The sequence below is a fragment of the Streptomyces argenteolus genome (assembly GCF_042902585.1).
GTDB lineage: Bacteria > Actinomycetota > Actinomycetes > Streptomycetales > Streptomycetaceae > Streptomyces > Streptomyces argenteolus.
The window spans coordinates 244,505-267,707 of sequence record NZ_JBIBEG010000009.1; the positions used below are offsets into that span (position 1 = coordinate 244,505).

General features: G+C 71.2%; 28 protein-coding genes and 1 riboswitch. Of the genes, 14 read left to right on the top strand and 14 right to left on the bottom strand.

Annotated elements, in window-relative coordinates; genetic code table 11:
• Nucleotides 1–17: 17 nt before the first annotated feature.
• The 8 genes from ACFY8O_RS28145 to ACFY8O_RS28180 form a co-directional block, all read right to left on the bottom strand.
• Complete coding sequence (locus ACFY8O_RS28145) at nucleotides 18–1,595, bottom strand: alpha/beta hydrolase (RefSeq protein WP_387907138.1); 1,578 nt, start codon at nucleotides 1,593–1,595, stop codon at nucleotides 18–20.
• A 151-nt stretch (nucleotides 1,596–1,746) separates the two neighbouring features.
• Nucleotides 1,747–2,532 (bottom strand): urease accessory protein UreD, encoded by a 786-nt coding sequence (locus tag ACFY8O_RS28150; RefSeq protein WP_145811577.1) that lies wholly within the window; start codon nucleotides 2,530–2,532, stop codon nucleotides 1,747–1,749.
• Nucleotides 2,529–3,206 carry an urease accessory protein UreG gene (ureG, locus tag ACFY8O_RS28155; RefSeq protein WP_387907141.1) on the bottom strand — a complete coding sequence of 226 codons (678 nt, stop codon included), beginning with the start codon at nucleotides 3,204–3,206 and terminating at the stop codon, nucleotides 2,529–2,531. Before ureG ends, ACFY8O_RS28150 begins: the two co-directional genes overlap by 4 nt.
• A gap of 53 nt (nucleotides 3,207–3,259) precedes the next feature.
• Nucleotides 3,260–3,925, bottom strand: coding sequence for an urease accessory protein UreF (locus ACFY8O_RS28160; protein ID WP_387907144.1), 666 nt, complete (start codon nucleotides 3,923–3,925; stop codon nucleotides 3,260–3,262).
• A 17-nt stretch (nucleotides 3,926–3,942) separates the two neighbouring features.
• Nucleotides 3,943–5,664, bottom strand: a complete 1,722-nt coding sequence (locus ACFY8O_RS28165; RefSeq protein WP_145811580.1) for an urease subunit alpha — start codon at nucleotides 5,662–5,664, stop codon at nucleotides 3,943–3,945.
• Entirely contained in the window at nucleotides 5,657–5,968 is a 312-nt protein-coding gene (locus tag ACFY8O_RS28170) for an urease subunit beta (RefSeq protein ID WP_145811581.1), read from the bottom strand. Before ACFY8O_RS28170 ends, ACFY8O_RS28165 begins: the two co-directional genes overlap by 8 nt.
• 12 nt (nucleotides 5,969–5,980) lie before the next feature.
• The gene (locus ACFY8O_RS28175) at nucleotides 5,981–6,283 is read right to left on the bottom strand and encodes an urease subunit gamma (protein WP_145811582.1); all 303 of its coding nucleotides are present in this window, start codon (nucleotides 6,281–6,283) and stop codon (nucleotides 5,981–5,983) included.
• A 139-nt stretch (nucleotides 6,284–6,422) separates the two neighbouring features.
• On the bottom strand, nucleotides 6,423–7,043 hold the full coding sequence (locus tag ACFY8O_RS28180) for a TetR/AcrR family transcriptional regulator (protein ID WP_145811583.1): 621 nt from the start codon (nucleotides 7,041–7,043) through the stop codon (nucleotides 6,423–6,425).
• Nucleotides 7,044–7,152: 109 nt separating this feature from the next.
• On the opposite strand from ACFY8O_RS28180, the gene ACFY8O_RS28185 reads away from it, so the two are divergent.
• Nucleotides 7,153–8,145 (top strand): ABC transporter permease, encoded by a 993-nt coding sequence (locus tag ACFY8O_RS28185; protein WP_387907149.1) that lies wholly within the window; start codon nucleotides 7,153–7,155, stop codon nucleotides 8,143–8,145.
• A gap of 108 nt (nucleotides 8,146–8,253) precedes the next feature.
• Here the strand turns inward: ACFY8O_RS28185 and ACFY8O_RS28190 are convergent, their stop codons facing one another.
• A complete protein-coding gene (locus ACFY8O_RS28190; RefSeq protein ID WP_387907152.1) occupies nucleotides 8,254–8,535 on the bottom strand; it encodes a type II toxin-antitoxin system Phd/YefM family antitoxin in 282 nt (93 codons plus the stop codon).
• Nucleotides 8,536–8,631: 96 nt separating this feature from the next.
• Between ACFY8O_RS28190 and ACFY8O_RS28195 the strand changes: the two genes are divergently transcribed.
• The 3 genes from ACFY8O_RS28195 to ACFY8O_RS28205 all read left to right on the top strand — a co-directional run bounded on the left by ACFY8O_RS28195 (nucleotide 8,632) and on the right by ACFY8O_RS28205 (nucleotide 10,595).
• Nucleotides 8,632–9,267: an ATP-dependent Clp protease proteolytic subunit gene (locus ACFY8O_RS28195; RefSeq protein WP_387907155.1), complete on the top strand. Its 636-nt coding sequence runs from the start codon at nucleotides 8,632–8,634 to the stop codon at nucleotides 9,265–9,267.
• Nucleotides 9,268–9,274: 7 nt separating this feature from the next.
• A complete protein-coding gene (locus tag ACFY8O_RS28200) occupies nucleotides 9,275–9,583 on the top strand; it encodes a hypothetical protein (protein WP_387907158.1) in 309 nt (102 codons plus the stop codon).
• Between the two features lie 365 nt (nucleotides 9,584–9,948).
• Nucleotides 9,949–10,121: riboswitch (cyclic di-AMP (ydaO/yuaA leader) on the top strand.
• Between the two features lie 3 nt (nucleotides 10,122–10,124).
• Nucleotides 10,125–10,595, top strand: coding sequence for a C40 family peptidase (locus ACFY8O_RS28205; protein ID WP_145811589.1), 471 nt, complete (start codon nucleotides 10,125–10,127; stop codon nucleotides 10,593–10,595).
• A 16-nt stretch (nucleotides 10,596–10,611) separates the two neighbouring features.
• Here the strand turns inward: ACFY8O_RS28205 and ACFY8O_RS28210 are convergent, their stop codons facing one another.
• On the bottom strand, nucleotides 10,612–11,253 hold the full coding sequence (locus ACFY8O_RS28210; RefSeq protein WP_387907162.1) for a LysE family translocator: 642 nt from the start codon (nucleotides 11,251–11,253) through the stop codon (nucleotides 10,612–10,614).
• A 72-nt stretch (nucleotides 11,254–11,325) separates the two neighbouring features.
• Between ACFY8O_RS28210 and ACFY8O_RS28215 the strand changes: the two genes are divergently transcribed.
• Complete coding sequence (locus ACFY8O_RS28215) at nucleotides 11,326–12,240, top strand: LysR family transcriptional regulator (RefSeq protein WP_387907165.1); 915 nt, start codon at nucleotides 11,326–11,328, stop codon at nucleotides 12,238–12,240.
• Nucleotides 12,241–12,368: 128 nt separating this feature from the next.
• On the opposite strand, the gene ACFY8O_RS28220 is transcribed toward ACFY8O_RS28215, so the two are convergent.
• The gene (locus ACFY8O_RS28220) at nucleotides 12,369–12,800 is read right to left on the bottom strand and encodes an ATP-binding protein (protein ID WP_145811596.1); all 432 of its coding nucleotides are present in this window, start codon (nucleotides 12,798–12,800) and stop codon (nucleotides 12,369–12,371) included.
• Nucleotides 12,801–13,024: 224 nt separating this feature from the next.
• Here ACFY8O_RS28220 and ACFY8O_RS28225 point away from each other — a divergent pair, with 224 nt between their 5' ends.
• Complete coding sequence (locus ACFY8O_RS28225) at nucleotides 13,025–13,975, top strand: helix-turn-helix domain-containing protein (protein ID WP_387907169.1); 951 nt, start codon at nucleotides 13,025–13,027, stop codon at nucleotides 13,973–13,975.
• Nucleotides 13,912–14,118, top strand: a complete 207-nt coding sequence (locus ACFY8O_RS28230; protein WP_145811601.1) for a DUF397 domain-containing protein — start codon at nucleotides 13,912–13,914, stop codon at nucleotides 14,116–14,118. Before ACFY8O_RS28225 ends, ACFY8O_RS28230 begins: the two co-directional genes overlap by 64 nt.
• Here the strand turns inward: ACFY8O_RS28230 and ACFY8O_RS28235 are convergent.
• The gene (locus ACFY8O_RS28235; protein WP_387907174.1) at nucleotides 14,111–15,259 is read right to left on the bottom strand and encodes an 8-amino-7-oxononanoate synthase; all 1,149 of its coding nucleotides are present in this window, start codon (nucleotides 15,257–15,259) and stop codon (nucleotides 14,111–14,113) included. The genes ACFY8O_RS28230 and ACFY8O_RS28235 overlap by 8 nt on opposite strands.
• A gap of 143 nt (nucleotides 15,260–15,402) precedes the next feature.
• On the opposite strand from ACFY8O_RS28235, the gene bioB reads away from it, so the two are divergent.
• From bioB to ACFY8O_RS28255, 4 genes are all read left to right on the top strand, one after another.
• Nucleotides 15,403–16,608 carry a biotin synthase BioB gene (bioB, locus tag ACFY8O_RS28240; RefSeq protein ID WP_387907177.1) on the top strand — a complete coding sequence of 402 codons (1,206 nt, stop codon included), beginning with the start codon at nucleotides 15,403–15,405 and terminating at the stop codon, nucleotides 16,606–16,608.
• Nucleotides 16,601–17,905 carry an adenosylmethionine--8-amino-7-oxononanoate transaminase gene (locus ACFY8O_RS28245; protein ID WP_387907180.1) on the top strand — a complete coding sequence of 435 codons (1,305 nt, stop codon included), beginning with the start codon at nucleotides 16,601–16,603 and terminating at the stop codon, nucleotides 17,903–17,905. The genes bioB and ACFY8O_RS28245 overlap by 8 nt, the downstream gene beginning before the upstream one ends.
• A 1-nt stretch (nucleotide 17,906) precedes the next feature.
• Complete coding sequence (gene bioD / locus ACFY8O_RS28250; RefSeq protein WP_145811610.1) at nucleotides 17,907–18,596, top strand: dethiobiotin synthase; 690 nt, start codon at nucleotides 17,907–17,909, stop codon at nucleotides 18,594–18,596.
• A 70-nt stretch (nucleotides 18,597–18,666) separates the two neighbouring features.
• Nucleotides 18,667–19,362 (top strand): class I SAM-dependent methyltransferase, encoded by a 696-nt coding sequence (locus ACFY8O_RS28255; RefSeq protein ID WP_387907183.1) that lies wholly within the window; start codon nucleotides 18,667–18,669, stop codon nucleotides 19,360–19,362.
• Between the two features lie 75 nt (nucleotides 19,363–19,437).
• On the opposite strand, the gene ACFY8O_RS28260 is transcribed toward ACFY8O_RS28255, so the two are convergent.
• Together ACFY8O_RS28260 and ACFY8O_RS28265 are read right to left on the bottom strand one after the other, a co-directional pair.
• Nucleotides 19,438–19,809 (bottom strand): fic family toxin-antitoxin system, toxin component, encoded by a 372-nt coding sequence (locus tag ACFY8O_RS28260; protein WP_145811613.1) that lies wholly within the window; start codon nucleotides 19,807–19,809, stop codon nucleotides 19,438–19,440.
• Entirely contained in the window at nucleotides 19,806–20,033 is a 228-nt protein-coding gene (locus ACFY8O_RS28265) for an antitoxin (protein ID WP_073750044.1), read from the bottom strand. Before ACFY8O_RS28265 ends, ACFY8O_RS28260 begins: the two co-directional genes overlap by 4 nt.
• 116 nt (nucleotides 20,034–20,149) lie before the next feature.
• Here ACFY8O_RS28265 and ACFY8O_RS28270 point away from each other — a divergent pair, with 116 nt between their 5' ends.
• The 3 genes from ACFY8O_RS28270 (at nucleotide 20,150) to ACFY8O_RS28280 (ending at nucleotide 23,159) form a co-directional block, all read left to right on the top strand.
• A complete protein-coding gene (locus ACFY8O_RS28270) occupies nucleotides 20,150–20,569 on the top strand; it encodes a GNAT family N-acetyltransferase (protein ID WP_387907187.1) in 420 nt (139 codons plus the stop codon).
• 236 nt (nucleotides 20,570–20,805) lie between these two features.
• Nucleotides 20,806–22,143: a hemolysin family protein gene (locus ACFY8O_RS28275; RefSeq protein WP_145811617.1), complete on the top strand. Its 1,338-nt coding sequence runs from the start codon at nucleotides 20,806–20,808 to the stop codon at nucleotides 22,141–22,143.
• A complete protein-coding gene (locus ACFY8O_RS28280) occupies nucleotides 22,140–23,159 on the top strand; it encodes a hemolysin family protein (protein ID WP_145811619.1) in 1,020 nt (339 codons plus the stop codon). The genes ACFY8O_RS28275 and ACFY8O_RS28280 overlap by 4 nt, the downstream gene beginning before the upstream one ends.
• The last annotated feature ends 44 nt before the right edge of the window (nucleotides 23,160–23,203 follow it).

Below are 23,203 nucleotides of genomic sequence, written 5' to 3' on the forward strand. Positions count from 1 at the left end.
CTCGTCTCGCCTGGTCCCTACGGCTTCGGTGTGGCGTGCGGAGCGCACGTCACATCGCGCCGGTCGGTCTCCCCGGTGAGCAGGTAGGTGTCCACCCGCTCGTTGATGCAGGGGTTGACCAGGCCGGTGACTCCGTGCGAGCCGGCGCCCTCCTCGGTGATGAGGCGGGAGCCCTTGAAGCGCTGGTGCAGCTCGACGGCGCCCTCGTACGGGGTGGCGGCGTCACGCGTGGACTGCACGATCAGCACGGGAGGCAGTCCCTTGCCGGTACGCACGTCCAGCGGGGTCTGCTGCTTGGACGGCCAGGTCGCGCAGGGCAGGTTCATCCAGGCGTTGGCCCAGGTCATGAACGGGTACTCCTGGTGCAGCCTGGTGTTGTCGCGGTCCCACTTGCGCCAGCTGGTGGGCCACTTGGCGTCCGCGCACTCGACGGCCGTGTAGACCGCGTTGCCGTTCTCCGAGCTGATGTTGCCCGCGGTGTCCGACAGGTCGGGTGCCGCGGCGTCGATCAGCGCCTGGGTGTCACCGCCCAGGTAGTCGCTCCAGACACGGGCGGTGGGCGCCCAGGCGGAGTCGTAGTACGGAGCCCCCTGGAAGAAACCGATGAGCTCGGCGGGTCCGACGACGCCGCCGATCGGGTTCTTCTTGGCCGCGGCACGCAGCGTCAGCCACGCCTGCTCGACCTTCTCGGGCGTGTCACCGATGTGGTAGGCGGAGTCGTTCGCGGCGACCCACGCCTTCCAGTCGTCCCAGCGTGTCTGGAAGGCGATGTCCTGGTTGAGGTTGGCCTCGTACCAGATGTTGTCCTTCGCGGGGTTGACCACGCTGTCGACGACCATGCGGCGTACGTGCGACGGGAAGAGCGTGCCGTAGACCGCGCCCAGGTAGGTGCCGTAGGAGACGCCCAGGAAGTTGAGCTTCTTCTCACCGAGCGCGGCCCGGATGACGTCCAGGTCGCGTGCGGTGTTGGGCGTGGTCATGTGCGGCAGCATCTCGCCGCTGCGCTCGGCGCAGCCGTCGGCGTACTCGGCGGCGAGCTTGCGCTGTGCGCGCTTGTCGGCCTCGCTGTCGGGCACCGGGTCGGCCTTCGGGGCCTTCACGAACTCCTGCGGGTCGATGCAGGAGATCGGCGCCGAGTGGCCGACACCGCGGGGGTCGAAGCCGACGAAGTCGTATGCCTTCGCGGCCTTGGTCCACAGCGGGTTCTTGTTGACGATGCGCTTCGGGAACGCCATGCCGGAGCCGCCCGGGCCTCCGGGGTTGTAGACGAGTGCGCCTTGGCGCTCGTCCTTCGTGCCCGTGCTGACGTGCCGGTCGACGGCCAGCTTGATCTGCTTGCCGTCGGGCTTGCTGTAGTCGAGCGGCACCGTCACCCAACCGCACTGGATGGGCGCGGCGATCGCCCAGTCGGCCGGACAGTTCGTCCAGTCGATTCCGGCCTTCGCCGCCCGGGCCGCGGCGGTCTGGACACCGCGTGCCTCCCGGTCGCCCTGGTGACGGCTGTCGGCGCCTGCGGCCGGTGCGGCTATCGCCCCTGCTATGAGCGTGCCCGCGATCAGAGTGCCGGCCGAACCGAGCACCGCTGTGCGTCTCAAGTGGAACCTCCCCCTGCGTGATGCGCCGCCGCCGGCGGCGCGTGGTTCGTTCGTCCCGTGGATCCTTTCGCCTGTGAGCCTGCTGAGAACAGGGCGTACACGTGTTTCTTTACCGAACCAATAACCGGTGTCGCTGTTCCGCTGAGCGAACTCAGCCCCTTCCGGGCGTCCTTGTCTCCTTCAGGAGGCCGTCCAGAGCCTCGTCCAGCACCGCGCGCAGCAGCCGCGCGTCCGGGGCGAGCGCCGTCACGAGGACGGCAGGGCCGGCGAGTGGCGTCAGCGCGGCGGTGGGACCGAGGACGCGTGCCGCGGGGGGCCCCTCGGCGAACGCGGGATCGACGACGAGCAGTTGCCCCACGGCCCGGTGGCCGCCCAGGACGGCCGGCCCGTCCCAGCCGCCCGGCGCCCCCGGACCGTACGCCACCTGCTGGTCGAGGAGCGGGCGGCCGGCCCGGCGGACGATCAGGCGGGTGGAGAGCCTGCCGGTGGGTTCGCCGTGGCGGCCCAGGACCTGTTCCTCGCGGAGCACCAGTCGTGCGCCGGCCGCGAGTTCGGCGTGTGTGGTCATGTCGAGGTCGCTGCCGTGCGCGGAGACGAGCTGTTCGGGGAGCCAGCGCAGCTCCGCCCCCTCCCCCACGCTCAGCCGCACCTCGTACGTGGCCGGCCCCGCGTCCGGGTCCGCTCCCGGAAGCGCCACGGTCGCGGCGGCGGAGTCCACGTCCAGCCGCGCGCCGTCCTCGGCCCGTACCTCGATGGCCAGCCGGTCACCGCCGAGGGGGGCGCTCATCGCGCCGACCACGGTGACGCGTGCGTACGCGGTGTCGGGGGATCTGGTGCGGCGCACGGCGAGGGGTCCGGCGCTCTCGAGGACGGGGAGCACCGTGGCACCCCGGTCGTCGGTGACGGCGGTGATCCGGGCGGTGGCTCCGACGCTCATGCGGCCCAGGCGGCAAGCTGCGCCCGCACCCAGTCGGCGACGGGGGTGACTCCGTCCGTACCCGTCAGGGAGGTGAACACCACGGGGAGTTCGCCCCGCTGCGCCGCGGCGTCCTTGGCCATCCGCTCCAGATCGGAACCGACGTAGGGGGCGAGGTCGGTCTTGTTGATGACGAGCAGGTCGGCGGTGGTGACACCGGGCCCGCCCTTGCGCGGGATGTCGTCGCCACCCGCCACGTCGATGACGAAGATCTGGGCGTCGACGAGTCCCTTGGAGAAGGTGGCGGTGAGGTTGTCGCCGCCGGATTCGACGAGGATCAGGTCCAGAGGCCCCACGGAGTCCTCCAGGTCCTCCACCGCTTCGAGGTTGGCGGAGATGTCGTCCCGGATGGCGGTGTGCGGGCAGGCGCCGGTCTCGACCGCCTGGATGCGTTCGGGGGGAAGCACCGCGTTGCGCAGCAGGAAGGCGGCGTCCTCGCGGGTGTAGATGTCGTTGGTGACGACGGCGATGGAGACGCGGTCGCGCAGGGCACGGCAGAGGGCGGCGACGGTGGCGGTCTTGCCGGAGCCGACCGGTCCGCCGAGGCCGATGCGCAGGGCGCGCCGGGTGCCGTCGGGACGTGCGGCGTCGGCGCTGACGGCTGCGGGCCCGGGATGGGCGTGGTCGAGGTGCATGGAATGCGGCTCCTGGTGAGGACGGTTCGGTCGGGAATCGGAGGGCAGGACGGTCAGGACGCGAACAGGCGGACCGGCCAGGCCGCGTGGGCCTCGGCCGAGATGTCGAGCAGCGGGGCGGAAGCGGCGGGCAGCGCCTCGATGCCCTGGCGCGCGGCTTCGGCGGCCTGCTCGGCGACCTGGTCGAGTGCCGGGACGAGCCGGGCGAGGACGGCGGTGGCCTCGAAGGGGTCGAGGGAGAGCAGCCGCACCACCGCGGTCGCCGGGCCGCTGACCGTCTCGTAGGCGACGCAGTGTGCGGCGTCCTCGGGCCCGAGGCCGGCCGCCCGCGCCGTGAGGCCGAGGACGACGGGCTGGTGGGCACCGCGCGGCCTGGCTTCGGCGAGCGCGGTCAGTTCGGGGCTGGGCCACGTGGCCCGGGCGGCCCTCATGAGCTGCCGGCCGAGCCTGCGCGCGACGTTCCTGAGCGCGGGTGAGGGTGTCCGGGCGTCAGCGGCCTCGTCGAGCGCGAGCGGGTCGAGGCCGTGGGCCGCGGCGGCGGCGAGCGCGGCGGAGGTGAGTCCGGTGGTGTGGAGCCGTCCCAGGCAGAAGGCCGCCAGATCCTGGGGGTCGCGGATGCGTCCTGCCTTGACGGCCGGTTCGGCGCCACCGGAGTGGGCGTGGCCACCGGCGGGGAACCGGCCGTCGGCGAGGACGAGCAGGGCTGCGCGTGTCGTCATGAAGTGCTGTCCTGCCCTCAGAAGAGGAAGTACCGCTGGGCCATCGGGAGTTCGGCGGCGGGCGCGGGTTCGACGGGGTCACCGTCGATGGTCACGGCGAAGCTGTCGGGGTCGACCTGGACGCGGGGCAGGGCGTCGTTCTCCCGCATGTCGGCCTTGGTCACGCCTCGGGTGCTGCTGATCGACACGAACTCCTTGCCGAGCCCCAGACGCTCCGGGAGCCCGTTCTCGAGGGCGGGGGCGGACACGAAGTTGAGGGAGTTCGCCGCCGGCGCCCTGCCCACCGCTCCGAACATCGGGCGGGGCATGACCGGCTGCGGGGTGGGGATCGAGGCGTTGGCGTCACCCATCTGCGCGTACGCGATCTGGCCGCCCTTGATCACCGTCTGCGGCTTGACCCCGAAGAAGGCCGGGTCCCACAGCACCAGGTCGGCGAGCTTGCCGGTCTCGACCGACCCGATCTCCCGGTCGAGGCCCTGGGCGACCGCGGGGTTGATCGTGTATTTGGCGACATAGCGACGTGCGCGGTGATTGTCGGCCCGTCCGTCGCCCGGCAGGGAACCGCGTCGGCGCTTCATCACGTGCGCGGTCTGCCAGGTCCGCAGGATCACTTCGCCGATGCGCCCCATCGCCTGGGAGTCGGAGGAGATGATCGAGATCGCTCCGAGGTCGTGGAGGATGTCCTCGGCCGCGATGGTCGAGGGCCGGATGCGGGATTCGGCGAAGGCCAGGTCCTCCGGCACCGTGGGGTTCAGGTGGTGGCAGACCATCAGCATGTCGAGGTGTTCCTCGATGGTGTTGACGGTGTGCGGCCGGGTCGGGTTGGTGGAGCTGGGCAGGACGTAGGGCTCCGAGACCACACTGATGATGTCGGGCGCGTGCCCACCGCCCGCGCCCTCCGTGTGGTACGCGTGGATGGAGCGCCCCGCGATGGCCGCCAGCGTGTCGGCGACGAAGCCCGCCTCGTTGAGGGTGTCCGTGTGGATGGCGAGCTGGGCGCCGGTCTCCTCGCAGACGCCCAGGCAGGCGTCGATGACTGCGGGGGTGGCACCCCAGTCCTCATGGATCTTGAATCCCAGCGCTCCGGCACGCAGTTGCGAGTGCATGGCCTCCCGCGACATCGTGTTGCCCTTGCCGAGCAGCCCGATGTTGACGGGGTAGCCGTCGAGCGCCTCGAACATCCGGGCGAGATGCCAGGGGCCCGGTGTGATCGTCGTGGCCTTGGTGCCTTCGGCCGGCCCGGTGCCACCCCCGACGAGCGTGGTGATGCCGGACGAGAGTGCCTGGTCGACGAGGGTCGGCGAGATGAAGTGGACGTGCGCGTCGATGGCTCCGGCGGTGACGATCTTGCCGTTGCCCGCGATGATCTCGGTCTCGGGTCCGATGACCAGCTCGGGGTGGACACCGTCCATCGTGTCGGGGTTTCCGGCCTTTCCGATGCCGGTGATCCTTCCGTCACGGATACCGATGTCGGCCTTGACGATGCCCCAGTGGTCGATGATGACCGCGCCGGTGACGACGGTGTCGGGCGCGCCCTCCGCACGGGTGGTGCGCGCCTGGCCCATCGACTCGCGGATCACCTTTCCCCCGCCGAACACGGCCTCGTCACCCGCCCGCCCGGGGCCGCCGGACCGGTCCTCCTCGATCTCGACGAGGAGGTCGGTGTCGGCGAGCCGGATGCGGTCTCCGGTGGTGGGCCCGAACAGATCGGCGTACACGGGGCGGCTGAGTTCAGGCATCGAGAGGACCTCCGGTGTCGCCGCGCAGTCCGGGGACGATGCGCAGCCCTGCGAGCGGGACGAGTTCGACGTCGACGGGGATACCGGGCTCGAAGCGCACGGCGGTTCCCGCGGCGATGTTCAGCCGCAGTCCGCGGGCGGCGTCGCGGTCGAAGTCCAGGCCCGGGTTGGCCTCGGCGAAGTGGTAGTGCGAGCCGACCTGGACGGGCCGGTCCGCGGCGTTGAGGACGGTGAGGCGGGTGACGGGGCGCCCTTCGTTGAGGGGCACCGGGCTGTCCGCGTACAGGATCTCTCCGGGAATCATCGGCCGGCCCCGTCAGACGATCGGGTCGTGGACGGTGACGAGCTTGGTGCCGTCCGGGAAGGTGGCCTCGACCTGGACGTCGTGGATCATCTCCGGGATGCCGTCCATGACGTCCTGACGGGTGAGCACCTTCCGGCCGGAGGCCATCAGTTCGGCCACGGTCCTGCCGTCGCGTGCGCCTTCCAGGAGGTGCGAGGTGATCAGGGCGATCGCCTCGGGGTGATTCAGCCGCAGCCCGCGCGCCCGGCGCTTCTCTGCGACATCGGCCGCCACATGGATGAGCAGGCGTTCCTGTTCGTGCGGAGTCAGTTGCACGCTTCCACCCTCTTCGTCTTCCGCCCGGTACCTGCCCCGGGCGCAGCGGGACCCTATCCCGCCTTCAACACTCTGTTGAACGATGAAGAGGATTCCGCGGCCAGGTATTGCACGTTAGGGCGGAAGTTTTTCCGGCGCGTTAACTGATCTTTTGCGGATCCATGGACATCAGCCCCCGCAACCCGTTCTCCAGGACCTCGGGCTCCACCCCGCCGAACAGCGCCTCCTGCGCCATGAAGCCCTGGGCGGCGGCGATCATGGTGCGGGCCACATCGTCGGCGGGCACACCGGGAGGCATCAGACCGGCCGCACGATAGGCCTCCACCAGCTTCGTCCAGGCCTCGCGCATACCCGCGTACCCCTCGCCGAGCGTCCGCGCGAGCTGCTCGTCACGCAGGGTCTCGGCCCACACCTGGACGATGAGCGCGGCGCACTCGCGGCGCCCCATGCCGAAGATCCGCCCCTCGAAGACCCCCCGCAGCACCCGGCCCAGCAGGATGTCGGGGGTGGGCGGAGGCACGAGGTCCGCGGCTTCCTCGAACGACTGCCGGATGATCCTGAACGCGTCGTCGGCGATCGCCGCGATCAGGTCCCCCTTGCCCGCGAAGTAGCGGTAGACGGCGCCCGCCGACAGTCCGACCTCCTTCAGCACGTCCTGCATCGATGTGCCATGGAAGCCGCTGCGGGCGAAGCAGCGCGCGGCGCCCGCGAGGATCTGCCGGCGGCGGGCGTCGAGGTGCTCCTGGGATACGCGTGCCATGGACGCAACCTAAAACGAACATTCATTCTTGACAAGCCCGGATCGCGGCCCCGACAGTGGAGGCGTTCCTAAAACGAACGATCCTTCTCTTTGAATCGAGGCGCACGTCATGCCCGCATCACCGAACCACCGCGCGGTGGCGGTCGCCCTGCTCGTCCCGCTGATCGTGTCGCTGACACTTTGGGCCTTCTCCTGGCCTGCCGCGCGGATCGCCCCTCGGGACCTGCCCGTGGGCGTCGCCGGCGCGGCACCGGCCGCCGATGCGCTTGCGCAGCGGTTCGAGAGCCGTGCGGGCGCCTTCGAGGTCCACCGGTACGCCGACGCGGACGCCGCCCGCACCGCGATCGAGGAGCGGGCCGTATACGGCGCGGTGATCCTCTCGGCCGAAGGCCCCCGGCTCCTCACCGCCTCGGCCGCGAGCTCCGTCGTCGCCCAGCTGCTCACGGAGGCGGTCACCCAGGCGGCGCCCGACGGGGCCGCGATACCGGTGACGGACGTCGTCGCGGCCCCCGACGCCGACCCGCGCGGCAGCGCGCTCGGTGCGAGCGTGCTGCCGCTGACTCTCGCGGGGGTCGCCGCGGGTGCCCTCGTGACCCTGATGCGTCTGCGCGGCGCCCGGGCGGGGGCGGCCCTGGCCGGCGCGTCGGTACTGGTCGGCGTCGCCGCCACCACCCTGGCCCACACCTGGCTGGGGGTGATCACGGGCGACTGGTGGACCGAGGCGGCCGCCATCGCGTCGACCACACTGGCGGCGGGCGCGACGGTCGCGGGCCTCGGCGCCCTGCTCGGTACGCGGGGCATCGGCGTCGGGGCACTCCTGGTCGTCCTCCTGGGCAACCCGTTCTCCGGCGTCACCAGCGCGCCCGAGCTGCTGCCCGCTCCGGTCGGCACGATCGGCCAGTGGCTGCCGCCGGGCGCAGGCGGCTCCCTCCTGCGCTCCGTCGCCTTCTTCGACGGAAACGCGTCTGGCCGGCCCGCCCTGATCCTGGCTCTCTGGGCACTCCTCGGCCTGACCGCCGTACTGCTCGCCGGCCGTAGGCGCCCGGAATCCGCCGCCCCCGCTCCCGCCGGGCGCACCCCGGAGCCGGCGCTCACCCCCTGACCGTCCCGCACCCGAAGCGGCCGTGCACCCCCCGGCACCGACCGGGGAGTGCACGGCCGTCCGGCGTCCGGCCGCCCTGGGGTGCGCGTCGCGCCGGGCCCCCTCCGGTCAGCCGTCCCGGTCGTGCCCGGGGTGCTGTGCGGCGATACCGAAGCTGCGCCGTTCGCTTCGAGCAGACGCCGCCGAGTGGATCGACGAGACCGAGCGGATCACCTGCTCCTCGGCCTCCTGCTCCTCGTTCTCGAGTCGTTGCAGGTCAGCGGCGGAAACCAGCGCCACGAGGGGCTTGCCGTGCCGCGTCACGACCACCCTCTCCCCGCCGTACACCACGCGGTTGATCAGCTCGGCGAGCTCTGCACGGGCTTGCGTCACCGGAATCTCGTAGGCCATAGTCCCCATCATAACCGTCTGTACGTCCTGTACATTTTTTACGTGCAGGTCCACGGATCGGTTCCGCCCGTGGGGAATCGAAGGAGAGGGCCCGCCATGTTCCGTCCCGCCGCCCGTCACGTCCTGCCCGAGTTCACCGAACGCACCGCCTACGGGTCCCGGAGCATGGATCCCTACTCGAAGCTGCTGTCCGAACGCATCGTCTTCCTCGGCACACCCGTCGACGACGCGGCGGCGAGCGACCTCATCGCCCAGTTCATGTACCTGGAGCACGCGGACCCGGACCGCCCGCTGTCCCTCTACATCAACTCGCCCGGTGGCTCCTTCAACGCCATGACGGCGATCTACGACACCATGCACTTCCTGGCCTGCGACGTGGAGACCTTCTGCCTCGGGCAGGCGGGCTCGAACGCCGCGGTACTCCTCGCCGCGGGTTCGCCCGGACATCGACATGCCCTGCCCGGCGCCCGGGTAGTCATCCAGCAACCCGCCCTGGACGAGCCGGTGCGAGGCCGGCCCTCCGATCTCGCGATCTCGGCCGCGGAGTTGCTGCGCGAGCGCGAGCTGCTCACGGCCATGCTGGCCCGTCACACGGGGCGTTCCGCACAGGAGATCGGCGCCGCCATCGAACGGGACACCATTCTCGACGCCTCCGCCGCCCTGGCGTTCGGACTGGTGGACCACGTCATGGAGAACCGCATGCCGACCCTGCCACCGCATTCCGCGAGGTGAACACCCGATGCTGTCGCCCCAGTTCCCGCCGCTCCCCGCACTGACCCGCGCCGAGGCCGAGTTCATCGACTGCTACCTGGAGGCACTCGACCAGCTCGGGCGCATCAATCCCGCACGGGGCAGCGACACCTACGGGGCGCTCCGTGCGGCTCAGGCGCTCGCGTCCCGCGCGACCGCCCTCCGTGACGCACTGACGCTGATGCACGAGAGGGGCGAATCGCAGATCCACGCGGCGACGCTGGCAAGGGCCCTGCGGGTGCTGGACGGGGAGCGCCGCGCCGGACGGGTCGCCCTGCCTCCCACGGCGCCGAGTTGATCATCCGAGGTGCCCGACTCCGCTGTCCCGCCCGGCTTTCGGCGCGCGTTCGCGACACGCCCGGCCGAGTGATGAGTTTTCCTCGCCCGTTCGGCGCAGGGGCTCCCCCGCCCGGGGGACGGCCCAACTTGCGCGACAGATGCGGACGCTGAGCGGAATACCCCGTTCCGTCGCTGGTGCGCGGCTGGTCGGACGGGGGCGCCGAGCCGCCGGGCGAGCCTCGTCCACCCGAACGGATCAGTGGTGACGACTCTCACATATCGGAAGTTCAACAAGGAAAAGCGGCAGTGCGTGAGTAAAGATCCCTGGGACGACAAGCCCCCGCCACCGCGGCGGGGCGGTCCGGGCGGACGCCGAGTCCTGCCGCCGTCCGGATGCCTGGTCGACAGGAGTGGATCGGCAGGAGTGGAGGACCCGAGCACAACGGGCCGACCGGTCATCCGGACGTCCCTCGGGGTGAAGCCGCTGCGTGCGGCCGGGCAACTTCGCCAGCCCGAACCCGACAGGTCATCCTTCACAGGCGGCTGACGAAGGGTTGCGCATGCCTGCGCAGGTTCATGTCCCGTCTCTCATCGCCCGGGTCGGTACGGCCTCGGTTCTCACATTCGCCGTCGGCACCACGATGCTGACCCCCGGTCTCGTGAACGAGGCCGAGGCAGCGGGCCATTCGACGAGGGCGCTCGACATCGCGGCCTCCAAGAAGGGGGCGCCGTACAGATGGGGGGCCACCGGCCCCCACCGGTTCGACTGCTCCGGTCTCACGCTCTACTCGTTCAAGAAAGCGGGCAAGAAACTCCCCCGCACGGCCCAGCAGCAGTACAACAAGACCCGCCATATCTCCAGGTCGCAGCGGAAACGCGGCGACCTGGTCTTTTTCCACGCGGGCCGCAGTGTTTACCACGTCGGCATCTACGCCGGCAACGGAAAGATGTGGCACTCACCGAAGACCGGCGCCGTGGTCCGGCTGGAGCGGATCTGGTCGAACAACGTCTGGTACGGGAGGGTCCGCTGACGGATCTCCCTCCGGTTCAGCGCAGCAGGGGCCCGGTGACCAGCACGAGTCCCAGCGCGGTGAGCGCCGTGCCGCTGCCGCCCTCGATCGCACGGGCGGTACGCGGCCGGCGCAGCCACCGGCCCAGCCGGTCCACCAGCAGCGCCACGGCCGGGAACCAGACGAGCGCGAGCAGCACGACCACCGAGGCCAGCAGCAGGGTCCTGGGGAGCGGAGGCGAGCCGTCGGGGACGAACTGGGGCAACAGGCTGAGGAAGAGCACCGGCGCCTTGGGGTTGAGGGCGTTCGTCAGAAAGCCCTGGCGCAGGGAACGGCGCCAGGGCGTCGGCGCCCTGCCTCCCGGCTCCTCCCGCGCGTCCCCTGCCCCGGCCGCGTCCCGTCGCAGCGCGTGGAGGCCGCTGAGCCCGAGCCAGAGCACATAGGCGCCGCCGAGCAGCTGAACGGTGCGGAACAGGACCGGCATGGCCACGAGCACGGCGGCGAGCCCGGCGACGGCCAGGGCGGTGTGCACCAGCAGCCCTCCCGCGACCCCCACCGCCGTGGCCAGCCCTGACCGGCGCGAGGCCAGTGCGTTGCGGACGACGACGGTGAAGTCCGCGCCGGGCAGCGCGACCATTCCCGCGGCCACGGCGACGAAGGCGAGGAGTTGTGTGTCCATGGGTACAGCCTGACCGCCCGAAGCCTTTAGCGTGTACTTGCAATCTCCTGGGTCTGCCTGAAGGAACGCTTAATGTACGACCCCACACGGCTGGCCGCCCTGGTGGCGGTGGCCGAGGCCGGCTCGATCACACGGGCAGCGGCACGGCTGGGATACACCGCGCCCGCGCTCTCGCAGCAGCTGGCCAAGCTGGAGCGGGAGGCCGGGGCGGCCCTGCTGGTGAGGCACCATCGCGGGGCACGGCTCACGGCGGCCGGCGAGCTCCTGGCCGGACGGGCCAGACGGGTGCTGGACGAGATGGACCAGGCGCGGCACGAGCTGGCCCGCCTGGCCGGCCTGTCGGGCGGCCGGCTGCGGGTCGGGACGTTCGTGACCGCCGGGATCCATCTGCTGCCGCCGGTGCTCACCGCGTTCCGCCGCGCCCACCCTGACGTCGAGCTGGCCGTCACGGACTACGAACCGCCCGCCGGGGTCGCCGCGGTCGCGGCGGGCGACGTGGATCTGGCGCTGACCCACGCGTACGAGCCGGCGGCCCCCGAGGCCCTGCCCGCGGGGGTGCTCTCGGAACCGCTGCTCGTCGAGGAGCTGGTGCTCGTCACCGCGCTCGGCCAGATGCTGTCCGAGGGCAGCGGCCCCCTGCCCGTCTCCGAACTGGCCGGCCGGCCGCTGATCAGCAGCGCGCCCGAGCATCCGCCGAGGCGCGGGGTGGAACGTGCGCTCGCCGAGGCAGGGGCGACCCCCGCCGTGGTGTGCGAGTCACCTGGCTACGCCCTGGTGTGCGCGCTGGTCAGCGCGGGCCTCGGCGTGGCAGTGGTGCCGGAGATGGTCGCGGCGATGTCGCCGGCGCCGCTGGCCGTACGGCGCCTGGAGCCGGCCGCGTTCCGGCGGACGATCTCCGTGGTCCATCGGGGCACCCAGAACACACCGGCCGCGTCGACGCTGATGGCGCTGCTGCGCAGCGGGTTCGGCCGGGCCGCCGCCTCGTAGTCGCGGGCCGTCGCACCCGCCGGGTGCGAGGGCGCGGTGTGGGTGCACGGGCAGGCGGGCCGGCGGACCGGCGGGCCCTGACCGGCAGGCGCGTCGGCGTCCCGGCACGGGAGCCCGCCCATGAGGTGTCAGGGCTGCAGGGCAACAGCCCAGGGCAGCTCGACCGACACGGTCTTGCCGCCGTCCGGGGTGGGACAGACGCTGAGCCGCCCACCACGTTCCTTGACGAGCGCCCGGACGATCACCATCCCGCGGCCGTTGTCCTGCCGGACCGCCGCGGGCAGGCGCTGAGGCCAGCGCGGGTGACTGTCCGTCACTCCCAGGTAGAACTCGACGTCGCGGTCGAGGCGCAGGTCCACGGTGAAGGTGGGTGACTGCCCGAAGGTGTGCTGGACCGCGTTCGTGGCCAGCTCCGAGACGATCAGCTGGATGGCGTCGGCGGTCTCGCCGCCGTCGGCAAGGCCCCACTCGGCGAGTACGCGCGCCACGTGTCTCCGGGCCTGGGACACCGCGACCGGCTCGCTCGGCAGAGTGACAGTTGCTTCTTGGTGGTCTGCCATGGCGACGCCGTCCCTTTCCCGCCTGACCGACCCGCGATCGGCCTGGACTGTGCTTCGCGCCAGAGTGCCACCGATGCAGCCCTCCGTGACGGCGATCCACCAAGATATGCATATATCTGTCGCCCATTCCGGTGAACTCTCACCCGTAGCCGTACACAAGCGTCACACTGGCCACTTTCCGAGCCGCCGCGGAAGGCGGCTCTCCGCGGGAGGAAGGAGCCGACATGCGCCACGGCCCGGCGGTACGCCGACGCAAACTCGGGGAGGAACTGCGCGGCCTGCGCAATGCCTCGGGACTCACCAGCCGGGAGGCTGCGGACCTGCTGGGCTGGCACCAGTCGAAGGTGAGCAGGATCGAGACGGGCGCGAGCGGGGTGACGCCGGGCGACGTGACCCGGCTGCTGGACGTCTACGGCGTGGACGACGGGCAACTGCGCTCGCTGCTCCAGCATCTGGCCGGCTCGGCGGGCGGCGGTGGGAACGGCTGGTGGCACGCCTACCGAGGGCTGATCCCGCCGCAGTACCGGGACTTCATCAGCTTGGAGTCGCAGGCCGGTACCGCCCGGACGCTGGAGACCTCCGTGGTGCCGGGACTCCTCCAGACCGCCGACTACGCGCGAGCGGTGACCCGGTCCACCCTGGACGGCCTTCCCCCGGCCCAGCTCGACTCCCTGGTGGAGATCAGACTGGCCCGCCAGAGTGTTCTGTACGCGCCCACTCCCCTGCGGCTCAGCGCCGTGATCGACGAGGCCGTCCTGCGACGGCGGGTCGGTGGCCCCGAGGTGATGCGGGAACAACTGCGCCACCTGGCTCGTTCGGCGCAACTGCCGCACGTGACACTCCAGTTACTGCCGTTCGAGGCGGGAAGCTACATCGGGCTCACCGGACCTTTCGTAATCTTCTCTTTTCCGAACACTTCCGATCTGGATGTGGTCGTTCTTGACCATTTGACGAGTAGTCTCTATCTGGAGCGGAAAGAAGACCTTGCGGCGTACAGCTCGGCCTTCCGCTCCATGCAGGCCCACGCGCTGTCGCCGGAGCGTTCGCTGGACCTCATCGTCGCCCTGGGCGGCGATCAGGCGGAACCTTCAGACTGCCCGAGGGGGGCACGATGTCCGACCGTCCCGCACAGCCCGGCCCCAGGTGGCGGCGCAGCAGCCGCAGCACCGGGATGAACAACTGCGTGGAAGCCGCACCGCTCGGCGAGGGCCGGCTGGCCGTGCGGGACTCCAAGGACGTCGCCCTGCCGCCGCTGCGCTTCTCGGCGAGGGCCTGGGCGTCCTTCGTGGCCGGACTGCACGGCCCCGGGGTCAGCTGACCGAGACGGGAGCCGTCGCCACGACCGTCCGTACGGCGAAGGCGATCTGCTCGTCCGTGAGGTCGGCACGCGCTGTCAGCCTGAGCCTCGAGATGCCGTCCGGTACCGAGGGCGGGCGGAAACAGCCCACCGCGAGGCCGGCGCCGCGGCAGTCGGCCGCCCAGCGCACCGCCGACTCCGCCGAGGGGGCGCGGACCGACACGACGGCGGCTTCGGGGCGTACGGCGGTCAGGCCGGCAGCGGTGAGCCGCTCGTACAGTGCGGCGGCGACCCTTCCGGCGCCGGCCGCGCGTTCGGGCTCCCGGCGCAGCAGCCGCAGAGCACCCAGCGCACCGCCCACCGCCGCCGGAGCGAGCCCGGTGTCGAAGATGAACGTACGGGCGGTGTTGACGAGGTGCCCGATGACGTGGGCCGGGCCGAGGATCGCGCCGCCCTGGCTGCCCAGCGACTTGGACAGGGTGAGCGTGGCGACGATCCCTTCGCCGCCCGCGAGCCCGGCGGCGGCGAGGGCGCCGCGGCCGCCCTCCCCCAGCACGCCCAGCCCGTGCGCGTCGTCCACCAGGAGGGCCGCGCCGTTCTCGCGGCAGGCGTCCGCGAGGGCGGACAGAGGGGCCGCGTCGCCGTCGACGGAGAAGACCGAGTCGGTCACGGCCAGCGCCCGTCCGCAGTGCGCACGGAGCGCCTTGCGCACGGCCTCGGGGTCCGCGTGCGGTACGACGGCGACGGCTGCCCGGGAGAGGCGGCAGCCGTCGACGATGGAGGCGTGGTTCCCCGCGTCGGACACGATCAGCGAATCGTGTCCGGTGAGCGCGGTGAGGGCCGCCAGGTTGGCCGCGTAGCCGGAGGAGAACACGAGGGCGGCTTCGAATCCGCAGAAGTCGGCGAGTTCCCGCTCCAGTTCGGCGTGGAGTGCGGTGGACCCGGTGACCAGCCGCGAACCGGTGGACCCCGCGCCCCACTCCCGGGCCGCCGCTGCCGCGGCCGAGGTGACCTCGGGGTGCCGGGTGAGCCCCAGGTAGTCGTTGCCGGCGAGGTCCAGCACGTCCGCCGCTGAGGGCCGGGGGCGTAGCGTCCGGACGAGGCCGGCGTCGGCGCGGCGGCGTGCCGCGTCGTCGATCCAGTCGAATGGGGCGTAGGACATGAGCGGGTCCCTTTTGTAGGCAGCTCACAGACCCTAACCGGGGGCGCAACAGGCCAGGGTGTGGCAATACCCACAGCATCGGCCGGCTCTCCTGTCCGGTTCCTCCTTGGCCGATGGTGGTGCCGTACGTCAGGATCAAGCCCATGGACCTGCTGAACACGCTGGTGGACAAGGGGCTGCGGCGCGAACTGCCGACCCGTGACGAGGCTCTCGCCGTGCTGGCGACCTCCGACGACGAACTGCTCGACGTGGTGGCCGCGGCCGGAAAGGTGCGTCGCCAGTGGTTCGGGCGCCGCGTCAAGCTGAACTATCTGGTGAACCTGAAGTCCGGGCTCTGCCCCGAGGACTGCTCCTACTGCTCGCAGAGGCTCGGCTCCAAGGCCGAGATCCTCAAGTACACCTGGCTGAAACCGGACCAGGCGACGAAGGCCGCCGCCGCGGGTGTGGCCGGGGGCGCCAAGCGGGTCTGTCTGGTGGCGAGCGGGCGCGGGCCGACCGACCGGGACGTCGACCGGGTGTCGCAGACGATCGAGGCCATCAAGGAGCAGCACGAGGGCGTCGAGGTGTGCGCCTGCCTCGGTCTGCTGTCCGAGGGCCAGGCCGACCGGCTCCGGTCCGCGGGCGCCGACGCGTACAACCACAACCTCAACACCTCGGAGGAGACGTACGGGGACATCACCACCACCCACACGTACGCCGACCGGGTGGACACCGTGCAGCAGGCCCAGGCGGCCGGCCTCTCGGCCTGTTCCGGCCTGATCGCCGGGATGGGTGAGAGCGACGCCGATCTCGTGGACGTCGTCTTCTCGCTGCGTGCGCTCGACCCGGATTCGGTGCCGGTGAACTTCCTGATCCCCATGGAGGGGACCCCCCTCGCGAAGAAGTGGCATCTCACCCCGCAGCGGTGCCTGCGCATCCTGGCGATGGTGAGGTTCGTCTGCCCCGACGTCGAGGTGCGGCTCGCGGGCGGACGCGAGGTCCATCTGCGTTCCATGCAGCCGCTCGCCCTGCACCTGGTCAACTCCATCTTCCTCGGGGACTACCTGACCAGTGAGGGCCAGTCCGGCCAGACCGACCTCGACATGATCGCGGACGCCGGTTTCGAGGTGGAGGGAGCGGGGACGACCACGCTGCCCGAGCACCGCGCGCCGTCGGCGGGCGACTGCGGATCGCACGAGGGCGGCTGCGCTCCGTGCGGTGAGCCGGCCGGGAGCGACCGGGCCACGTCGGAGGCTTCGGGACCGGCCGCCGCTCAGCCTGTCGGCGCGCCGGAGGCCGTCGCGGCGCGTACGGACCTCGTGGCGGTCCGCCGTCGTGGCGCCGGGACGGACCTCGCACCCAATGCGTGATCCGCTCCGGCCCGCCGATCTCCTCGCCCTGGACCGGGCTCACGTCTGGCACCCGTACGGCCCGATGCCGGGCCGGCAGGAGCCGCTGGTCGTGGACTCCGCGTCCGGCGTACGCCTCCGGCTCGCCGAACCCGCGCACGGGCGGTCGGAGTTGGTGGACGGCATGTCCTCCTGGTGGTCGGCGATCCACGGTTACAACCATCCGGTGCTCAACGAGGCGGTCCGCGGGCAGCTGGACCGGATGAGCCACGTGATGTTCGGCGGGCTCACCCACGAGCCCGCCGTCCGGCTCGCGGCCCGGCTGGTGGAGATCACTCCGGAGCCGCTGCGGCACGTCTTCCTCGCCGACTCGGGATCGGTCTCGGTCGAGGTCGCGGTGAAGATGTGCCTGCAGTACTGGCGCTCGGCCGGCCGCCCGGGCAAGCACAGACTGCTCACCTGGCGCGGTGGGTACCACGGGGACACCTGGCAGCCGATGTCCGTGTGCGACCCGGAGGGCGGGATGCACGAGCTGTGGTCGGGCGCCCTGCCCCGGCAGGTCTTCGCGGACGCGCCCCCGGACGGCTTCGACGCCGAACCGGACGAGGCCTACGTGACGCACCTGCGGGAGCTGGTCGCCGCCCACGCCGACGAACTGGCCGCGGTGATCGTCGAACCGGTGGTCCAGGGCGCGGGCGGGATGCGGTTCCACTCCCCCGCCTATCTGCGGGTGCTCCGCGAGGCCTGCGACGCCCACGACGTCCTGCTGGTGTTCGACGAGATCGCGACGGGCTTCGGCCGTACGGGCTCGTTGTTCGCCGCCGGGCACTGCGGTGTCTCACCGGACGTGATGTGTGTCGGCAAGGCGCTCACCGGTGGTTATCTGACGCTGGCGGCGACGCTGTGCACGTCGCGGGTGGCGGAGGGCATTTCGAGCGGAGAGGTGCCGGTGCTGGCGCACGGGCCCACGTTCATGGGAAACCCGCTGGCCTCGGCGGTCGCCTGCGCCTCCGTCGACCTTCTCCTGGGCCAGGACTGGGGGCAGGAGGTCAAGCGGATCAGCACGGGGCTGCGGCACGGTCTGGCCGAGGCCACGGAGCTGCCGGGCGTACGGGACGTCCGGGTGCTGGGCGCGATCGGTGTCGTACAGCTCGATCACGAGGTGGACATGACGGCCGCGACCCGGGCGGCGGTGCGCGAGGGCGTGTGGCTGCGTCCCTTCCGTGACCTCGTGTACACGATGCCGCCCTATGTGACCGGCGACGACGATGTGGCACGTATCTGCCGGGCCGTGTGCGCGGCGGCGAAGGAGGGATGAGATGACGATCCTGGTGGTGACCGGGACGGGCACGGAGATCGGCAAGACGATCGTGACGGCAGCGGTGGCAGCGTCCGCCCGGGGTCGCGGGGTCGCGGTGCTCAAGCCCGCCCAGACCGGTCTCGCTCCGGGGGAGGCGGGTGACGCCGCAGAGGTGGCCCGGCTGGCCGGCACCCATGTGACCGCGGTCGAACTGGCCCGTTACCCCGAGCCGTTGGCGCCCGAAACGGCAGCACGCCGAGCCGGCCTCGCCCCCGTACGCCCGTACGAGATCGCGGATGCCGCCCAGAAGCTGGCGACGGAGCACGATCTGGTGCTGGTCGAGGGCGCGGGCGGACTGCTGGTGCGCTTCGACGAGCAGGGGGCCACACTCGCGGACGCCGCACGGCTGATGTCCGCGCCGGTGCTGGTCGTGGCCCCCGCGGGGCTGGGCACGCTCAACTCCACCGCTCTGACCACCGAAGCCCTGCGGGCGCGTGGGCTGGTCTGCCCCGGCGTGGTGGTGGGCAGCATGCCGGCCGAGCCGGACCTCGCTTCACGGTGCAACGTCGAGGATCTCCCCGTGGCGGCGGGAGTGCCGCTTCTGGGCGTTGTTCCGGCCGGCGCGGGCGCGCTCGCACCGGCCGACTTCCGTGCGCGCGCGGCGAGTTGGCTCGCGCCCGAACTCGGCGGAAACCGGGTCCCCCGATGAGCGGCTGAGCGCGCCCGTACGGGGGAGAATCGAGGAAGAGCGGTATCCCCGTGCGCGAAGGAGGCCCGTCATGAGTCGGCGCAGCACGAAAAACCCTCGGGACGCGGTGCACCATCCCGTCTTCGCCCGCTTCTACGCCAGGTTCAGCGTGACCGCCGACCTCAAGGGCGGCATCGCGGCTCATCGCGAGGAGTTGCTCTCCGGTCTCTCGGGACGGGTCATCGAGATCGGCGCGGGCAACGGCCTCAACTTCGCGCACTATCCGGGTGCCGTCTCGGAGGTGGTGGCGATCGAGCCCGAGCGGAACCTGCGGCGGCTGGCGGCGGGCGCCGCGCTGCGGGCGGAGGTGCCGGTCGATGTGGTGCCGGGCACGGCGGAGGCGCTGCCGGTGAAGAGCGAGGCGTTCGACGCGGCGGTGGCATCGCTGGTCCTGTGCACCGTACGGGACCTCCCCCGGGCGCTGGCGGAGATCAAGCGGGTACTCAGGCCGGGCGGCGAGCTGCGCTTCTTCGAACACACCCTGGCGACCGGCCGAGGGCTGGCGACGGCACAGCGCGCGGTGGACCGCACCGTCTGGCCCCTGCTCTTCGGGGGCTGTCATACGGCGCGCGACACGGTCGGCGCTCTGGAGGACGCAGGGTTCGAACTGGGGTCGTACCGCAGATTCCGTATCCCCGAGCACGGCGTGCAGCTCCCGACCTCCCCGTGCGTGCTCGGGGTGGCCCGGCGGTCGGCGGTGGTGGACCGGTCGAACCCGCCCCACTAGAGCGGGGGCCGGGCTCCCTCGGCGGATGCACGGAAGCCGCCCTCGCCCATGCCCGCCGGAACGGTGAGGGCGCGGTCAGAGGCTCCAGGTGCGCAGTTCGTCCGCGATGGCCCTGACGTCCGCCTTTCCCTCCTTCACCAGCCGCGCGAGGTCGCGCACCTGCTCGGGCGAGGTGATGATCTTCAGTCCGGAGGCGACGAGATAGCCGTAGGCGACGGCGGAGGCGAACATCGCGTTCGAGTGTTCGAGCGCGGGCACATGCAGCAGGAGCTGCAACAGCGCGGCAGCCCGGGAGTGCGGGTCACTGTAGACGGGGCTGCCGAAGATCTCCGCCTCGTGCCGGCTGACCGCGGCGACCAGCGCGCCCCAGTCGACGACCTGTGGATCACCGGGCGTCTTGTGCTCGGCGACCATGAGCAACCAGGAAAGATCGATCTGCAGGTTCAACGGGTGCCTTTGCGCTCCGTGCCGAACTCCTCGGCGAACACCGACTCGTACTGCTTCATGAAGTCGGCGGCGGCTTCGACGAAGGTGTGTCCCACCTCGCCGGCATCCTGTTTGACGAGTTCCTCTATGTATCGGTTCACGCTCATCCCCCGCTGGAGGGCACGCTGTCGCGCGGCCTCGGCGGTGGCCTCGTCCACTCGAACGTTCAGCTGAGTCTTGGGCACGCCCTCACGCTAGCGCGTGCGCGCTAGCACTCGCAAGAGGAGCGCGGAGGCACGCACCCCTGCACACGGAGGGGAGGCGCGCGCTCCGCCCGCTCGCGGTCTGATTGGCTTCCTCCATGACCGATCTCGAGATACGCCACGCCACCCTCTCCGACATCGACGCGATTCTGCGGTTCTGGCGCGAGGCCGCGGAGGGGACCAGCATCACGGACGACCACGACGGCGTCGCCGGGCTGATCGACCGGGACCCCGAAGCCCTGCTTCTCGCGGTGCGCGACGGCAAGCTCGCCGGGACCGTCATCGCGGGGTACGACGGATGGAGATGCTCCGCCTACCGGCTCGCCGTGCATCCGGACGCCCGCCGGCAGGGCATCGCCCGGGCGCTGCTGGATGCCGCGGAACAACGTTTCCTCGCCCTCGGCGGCCGACGGGTGGACGCCATGGTCCTGGAGGTGAACACTCAGGCCCATCACACCTGGGCAGCCGGTGGCTACCATCGCGAGGACCACTGGAGGCGGTGGGTCAAGTCCCTCTGAGCGGGTAACCGGGTCACGTCGCTCCGAGCGGGTGACGGGCTGCCGGATACCGTTGACCAGCCGCTCCCGCCTCTGCGGCAAGCATGATTTTGCCGATCCTTTACTATGGATTCCCGATTGTCCGCCCCCTTCGAAAGGTGTGAGCGTCCGCCCATGGGCGAGCCCCCCAGTAGTAGACACCGCCGATATCGCGCGAGCCCTCTGTCCCTGGCCGATCATGGGACGGAGGTGAACCGATGACCGAAGTGCTTCTGCTCCTCGTGGCGGTACTGCTCTCCCTCGCCTGCGGCGCCTTCGTGGCGGCCGAATTCTCCCTGACGACGCTGGAGCGCGGTGAACTCGAACGGGCCGTCGAACGAGGGGAACGGGGTGCGGCGGGAGCGCTCAAGGCCGTACGCAGCCTGACCTACCAGCTCTCCGGCGCGCAGCTCGGCATCACCGTCACCAACCTGGTCGTCGGCATGCTCTCCGAGCCGTCCATCGCCAAGCTGATCCGGGGCCCGGTCGAGGCGATCGGACTGTCGCCGAGCATGTCCTCCTCGCTGGCGCTCGTGATCGGCACCGCCCTGTCCACCGTGGTTCTGATGGTGGTCGGCGAGCTGGTGCCGAAGAACTGGGCGATCTCGTCCCCGCTGGCGGTCGCGAAGGTGGTCGCCACCCCGCAGCGGATGTTCACGGCCGTCTTCCGGCCCTTCATCAGCCACCTGAACAACACCGCCAACCGGATCGTGCGCCGTTTCGGCCTCGAACCGGCCGAGGAGCTCGCCTCGGCCCGCAGCCCTCAGGAACTGGTGGCTCTGGCACGCCATTCCGCGAAGGAGGGCGCGCTCGAGGCGGACACGGCCGAGCTCTTCGTCCGTACCCTCAACCTGTCCGAACTGACCGCGGAGAACGTGATGACCCCCCGCGTCCAGGTCACGGCCCTGGAGGTGCAGGCGACCGCCGAGGACGTCGCGAACGCGACCCGGGCGACGGGCCTCTCGCGCTTCCCCGTCTACCGGGGAAGCCTGGACACGGTCGTCGGCGTCGCGCACATCAAGGACGTGCTGGCCGTGCCGGCGGAGCAGCGACCTCGTAAGCGCGTGTCGGAGATGCTGCGGGAACCGCTGCTCGTGCCCGAGACGCTGACCGTGGACCGGCTGCTGGACCGCCTGTCCGGCAAGCTCGCCATGGCGGTCGTCATCGACGAGTACGGCGGCACGGCGGGAGTCGTGACGCTGGAGGACATCGTGGAAGAAGTCGTCGGCGAGGTGCGCGACGAGCACGACCCGCACGAGACTCCCGACCTGGCGCCCGCCGGCGAGGACGCCGACGGCCGGACCCTGTGGTCCGCCGACGGAGCGGCCCGCACGGATCAGCTCCGCACCATCGGACTGCGTGTCCCGGACGGGCCGTACGAGACCCTGGCCGGTCTGATCGCCACGGAGGTCGGACGCATCCCGGTGGTCGGAGACACCATCGAACTCACGGACTGGCGGATCGACGTGGTGGACGCCTCGGGCCACCGTGCGGCGCGTGCGTTGCTGCACGCGCCGATCGCGGTGGACGACGAGTCGGCGGAGGCTGAGCGATGACCGCGATCCAGCTCTTCATCGGCCTTCTGACCCTGGTCGTCAACGCGTTCTTCGTCGGAGCGGAGTTCGCCCTGATCTCCGTCCGGCGCAGTCAGATCGAACCCGAGGCGGAGGCCGGAAACCGGCGGGCACGCAGCGTCATCTGGGGCCTCGAGCACGTCTCGGCGCTCCTCGCCGCCGCACAGCTGGGGATCACGCTCTGCACGCTGGTGCTGGGTATCGTCGCCGAGCCCGCGATCGCCCATCTGCTGGAGCCCTTGTTCGACTCGGTGGGCGTGCCGCACGGACTGGTCCACCCCATCTCGTTCGTCATCGCGCTGACGGTGGCGACGTATCTGCACATGCTTCTGGGCGAGATGGTTCCGAAGAACATCGCGCTCGCCGAACCCGTCCGCACGGCGCTGCTGCTGGGTCCGCCCCTGGTGACCCTGGCCAGGGCACTGCGCCCGGTGATCTTCACGATCAACGCCTTCGCGAACACCCTGCTCAAGCTCCTGCGGGTGGAGACGAAGGACGAGGTCTCCGCGACGTTCTCCGACGACGAACTGGCACGGCTCGTCAAGGACGCCGAGGATTCGGGGCTCGTCGACGACCGTTCGGCCGACCGGCTGCGCCACGCGCTGGAACTGGGCCGCCGCCCGGTCAGGGACGTACTCCTGCCAGTCGACCGGGTGCTGTACACCAGGGTCGGCACGACGCCCGAGGAGCTGGAGCGGCTCTCGCACGAGTCGGGCTTCTCCCGCTTCCCTGTGATGGACAGTGAACAGCGGATCATCGGCTATCTGCACGTGAAGGACGCCCTGGACGCGACGCCCCGCGATGTCCCGTTCCCGGTGACGGCTCTGCGGCCGATCGCCCGGGTACGCGCGGCGACGCCGCTGGACGACGTCCTGACCGCTCTGCGGCGCAGCCGTACACATCTGGCGGCGGTGCTGGACGAGGACGGCCGCCTGGCCGGCATGATCACGATGGAGGACGTCCTGCGCGAGCTGGTGGGCAGGCCGCAGACCCGCTGAGTGACGGCGTGACGGCGGGAGGGGGCGCGACAGCGGTCGCGCCC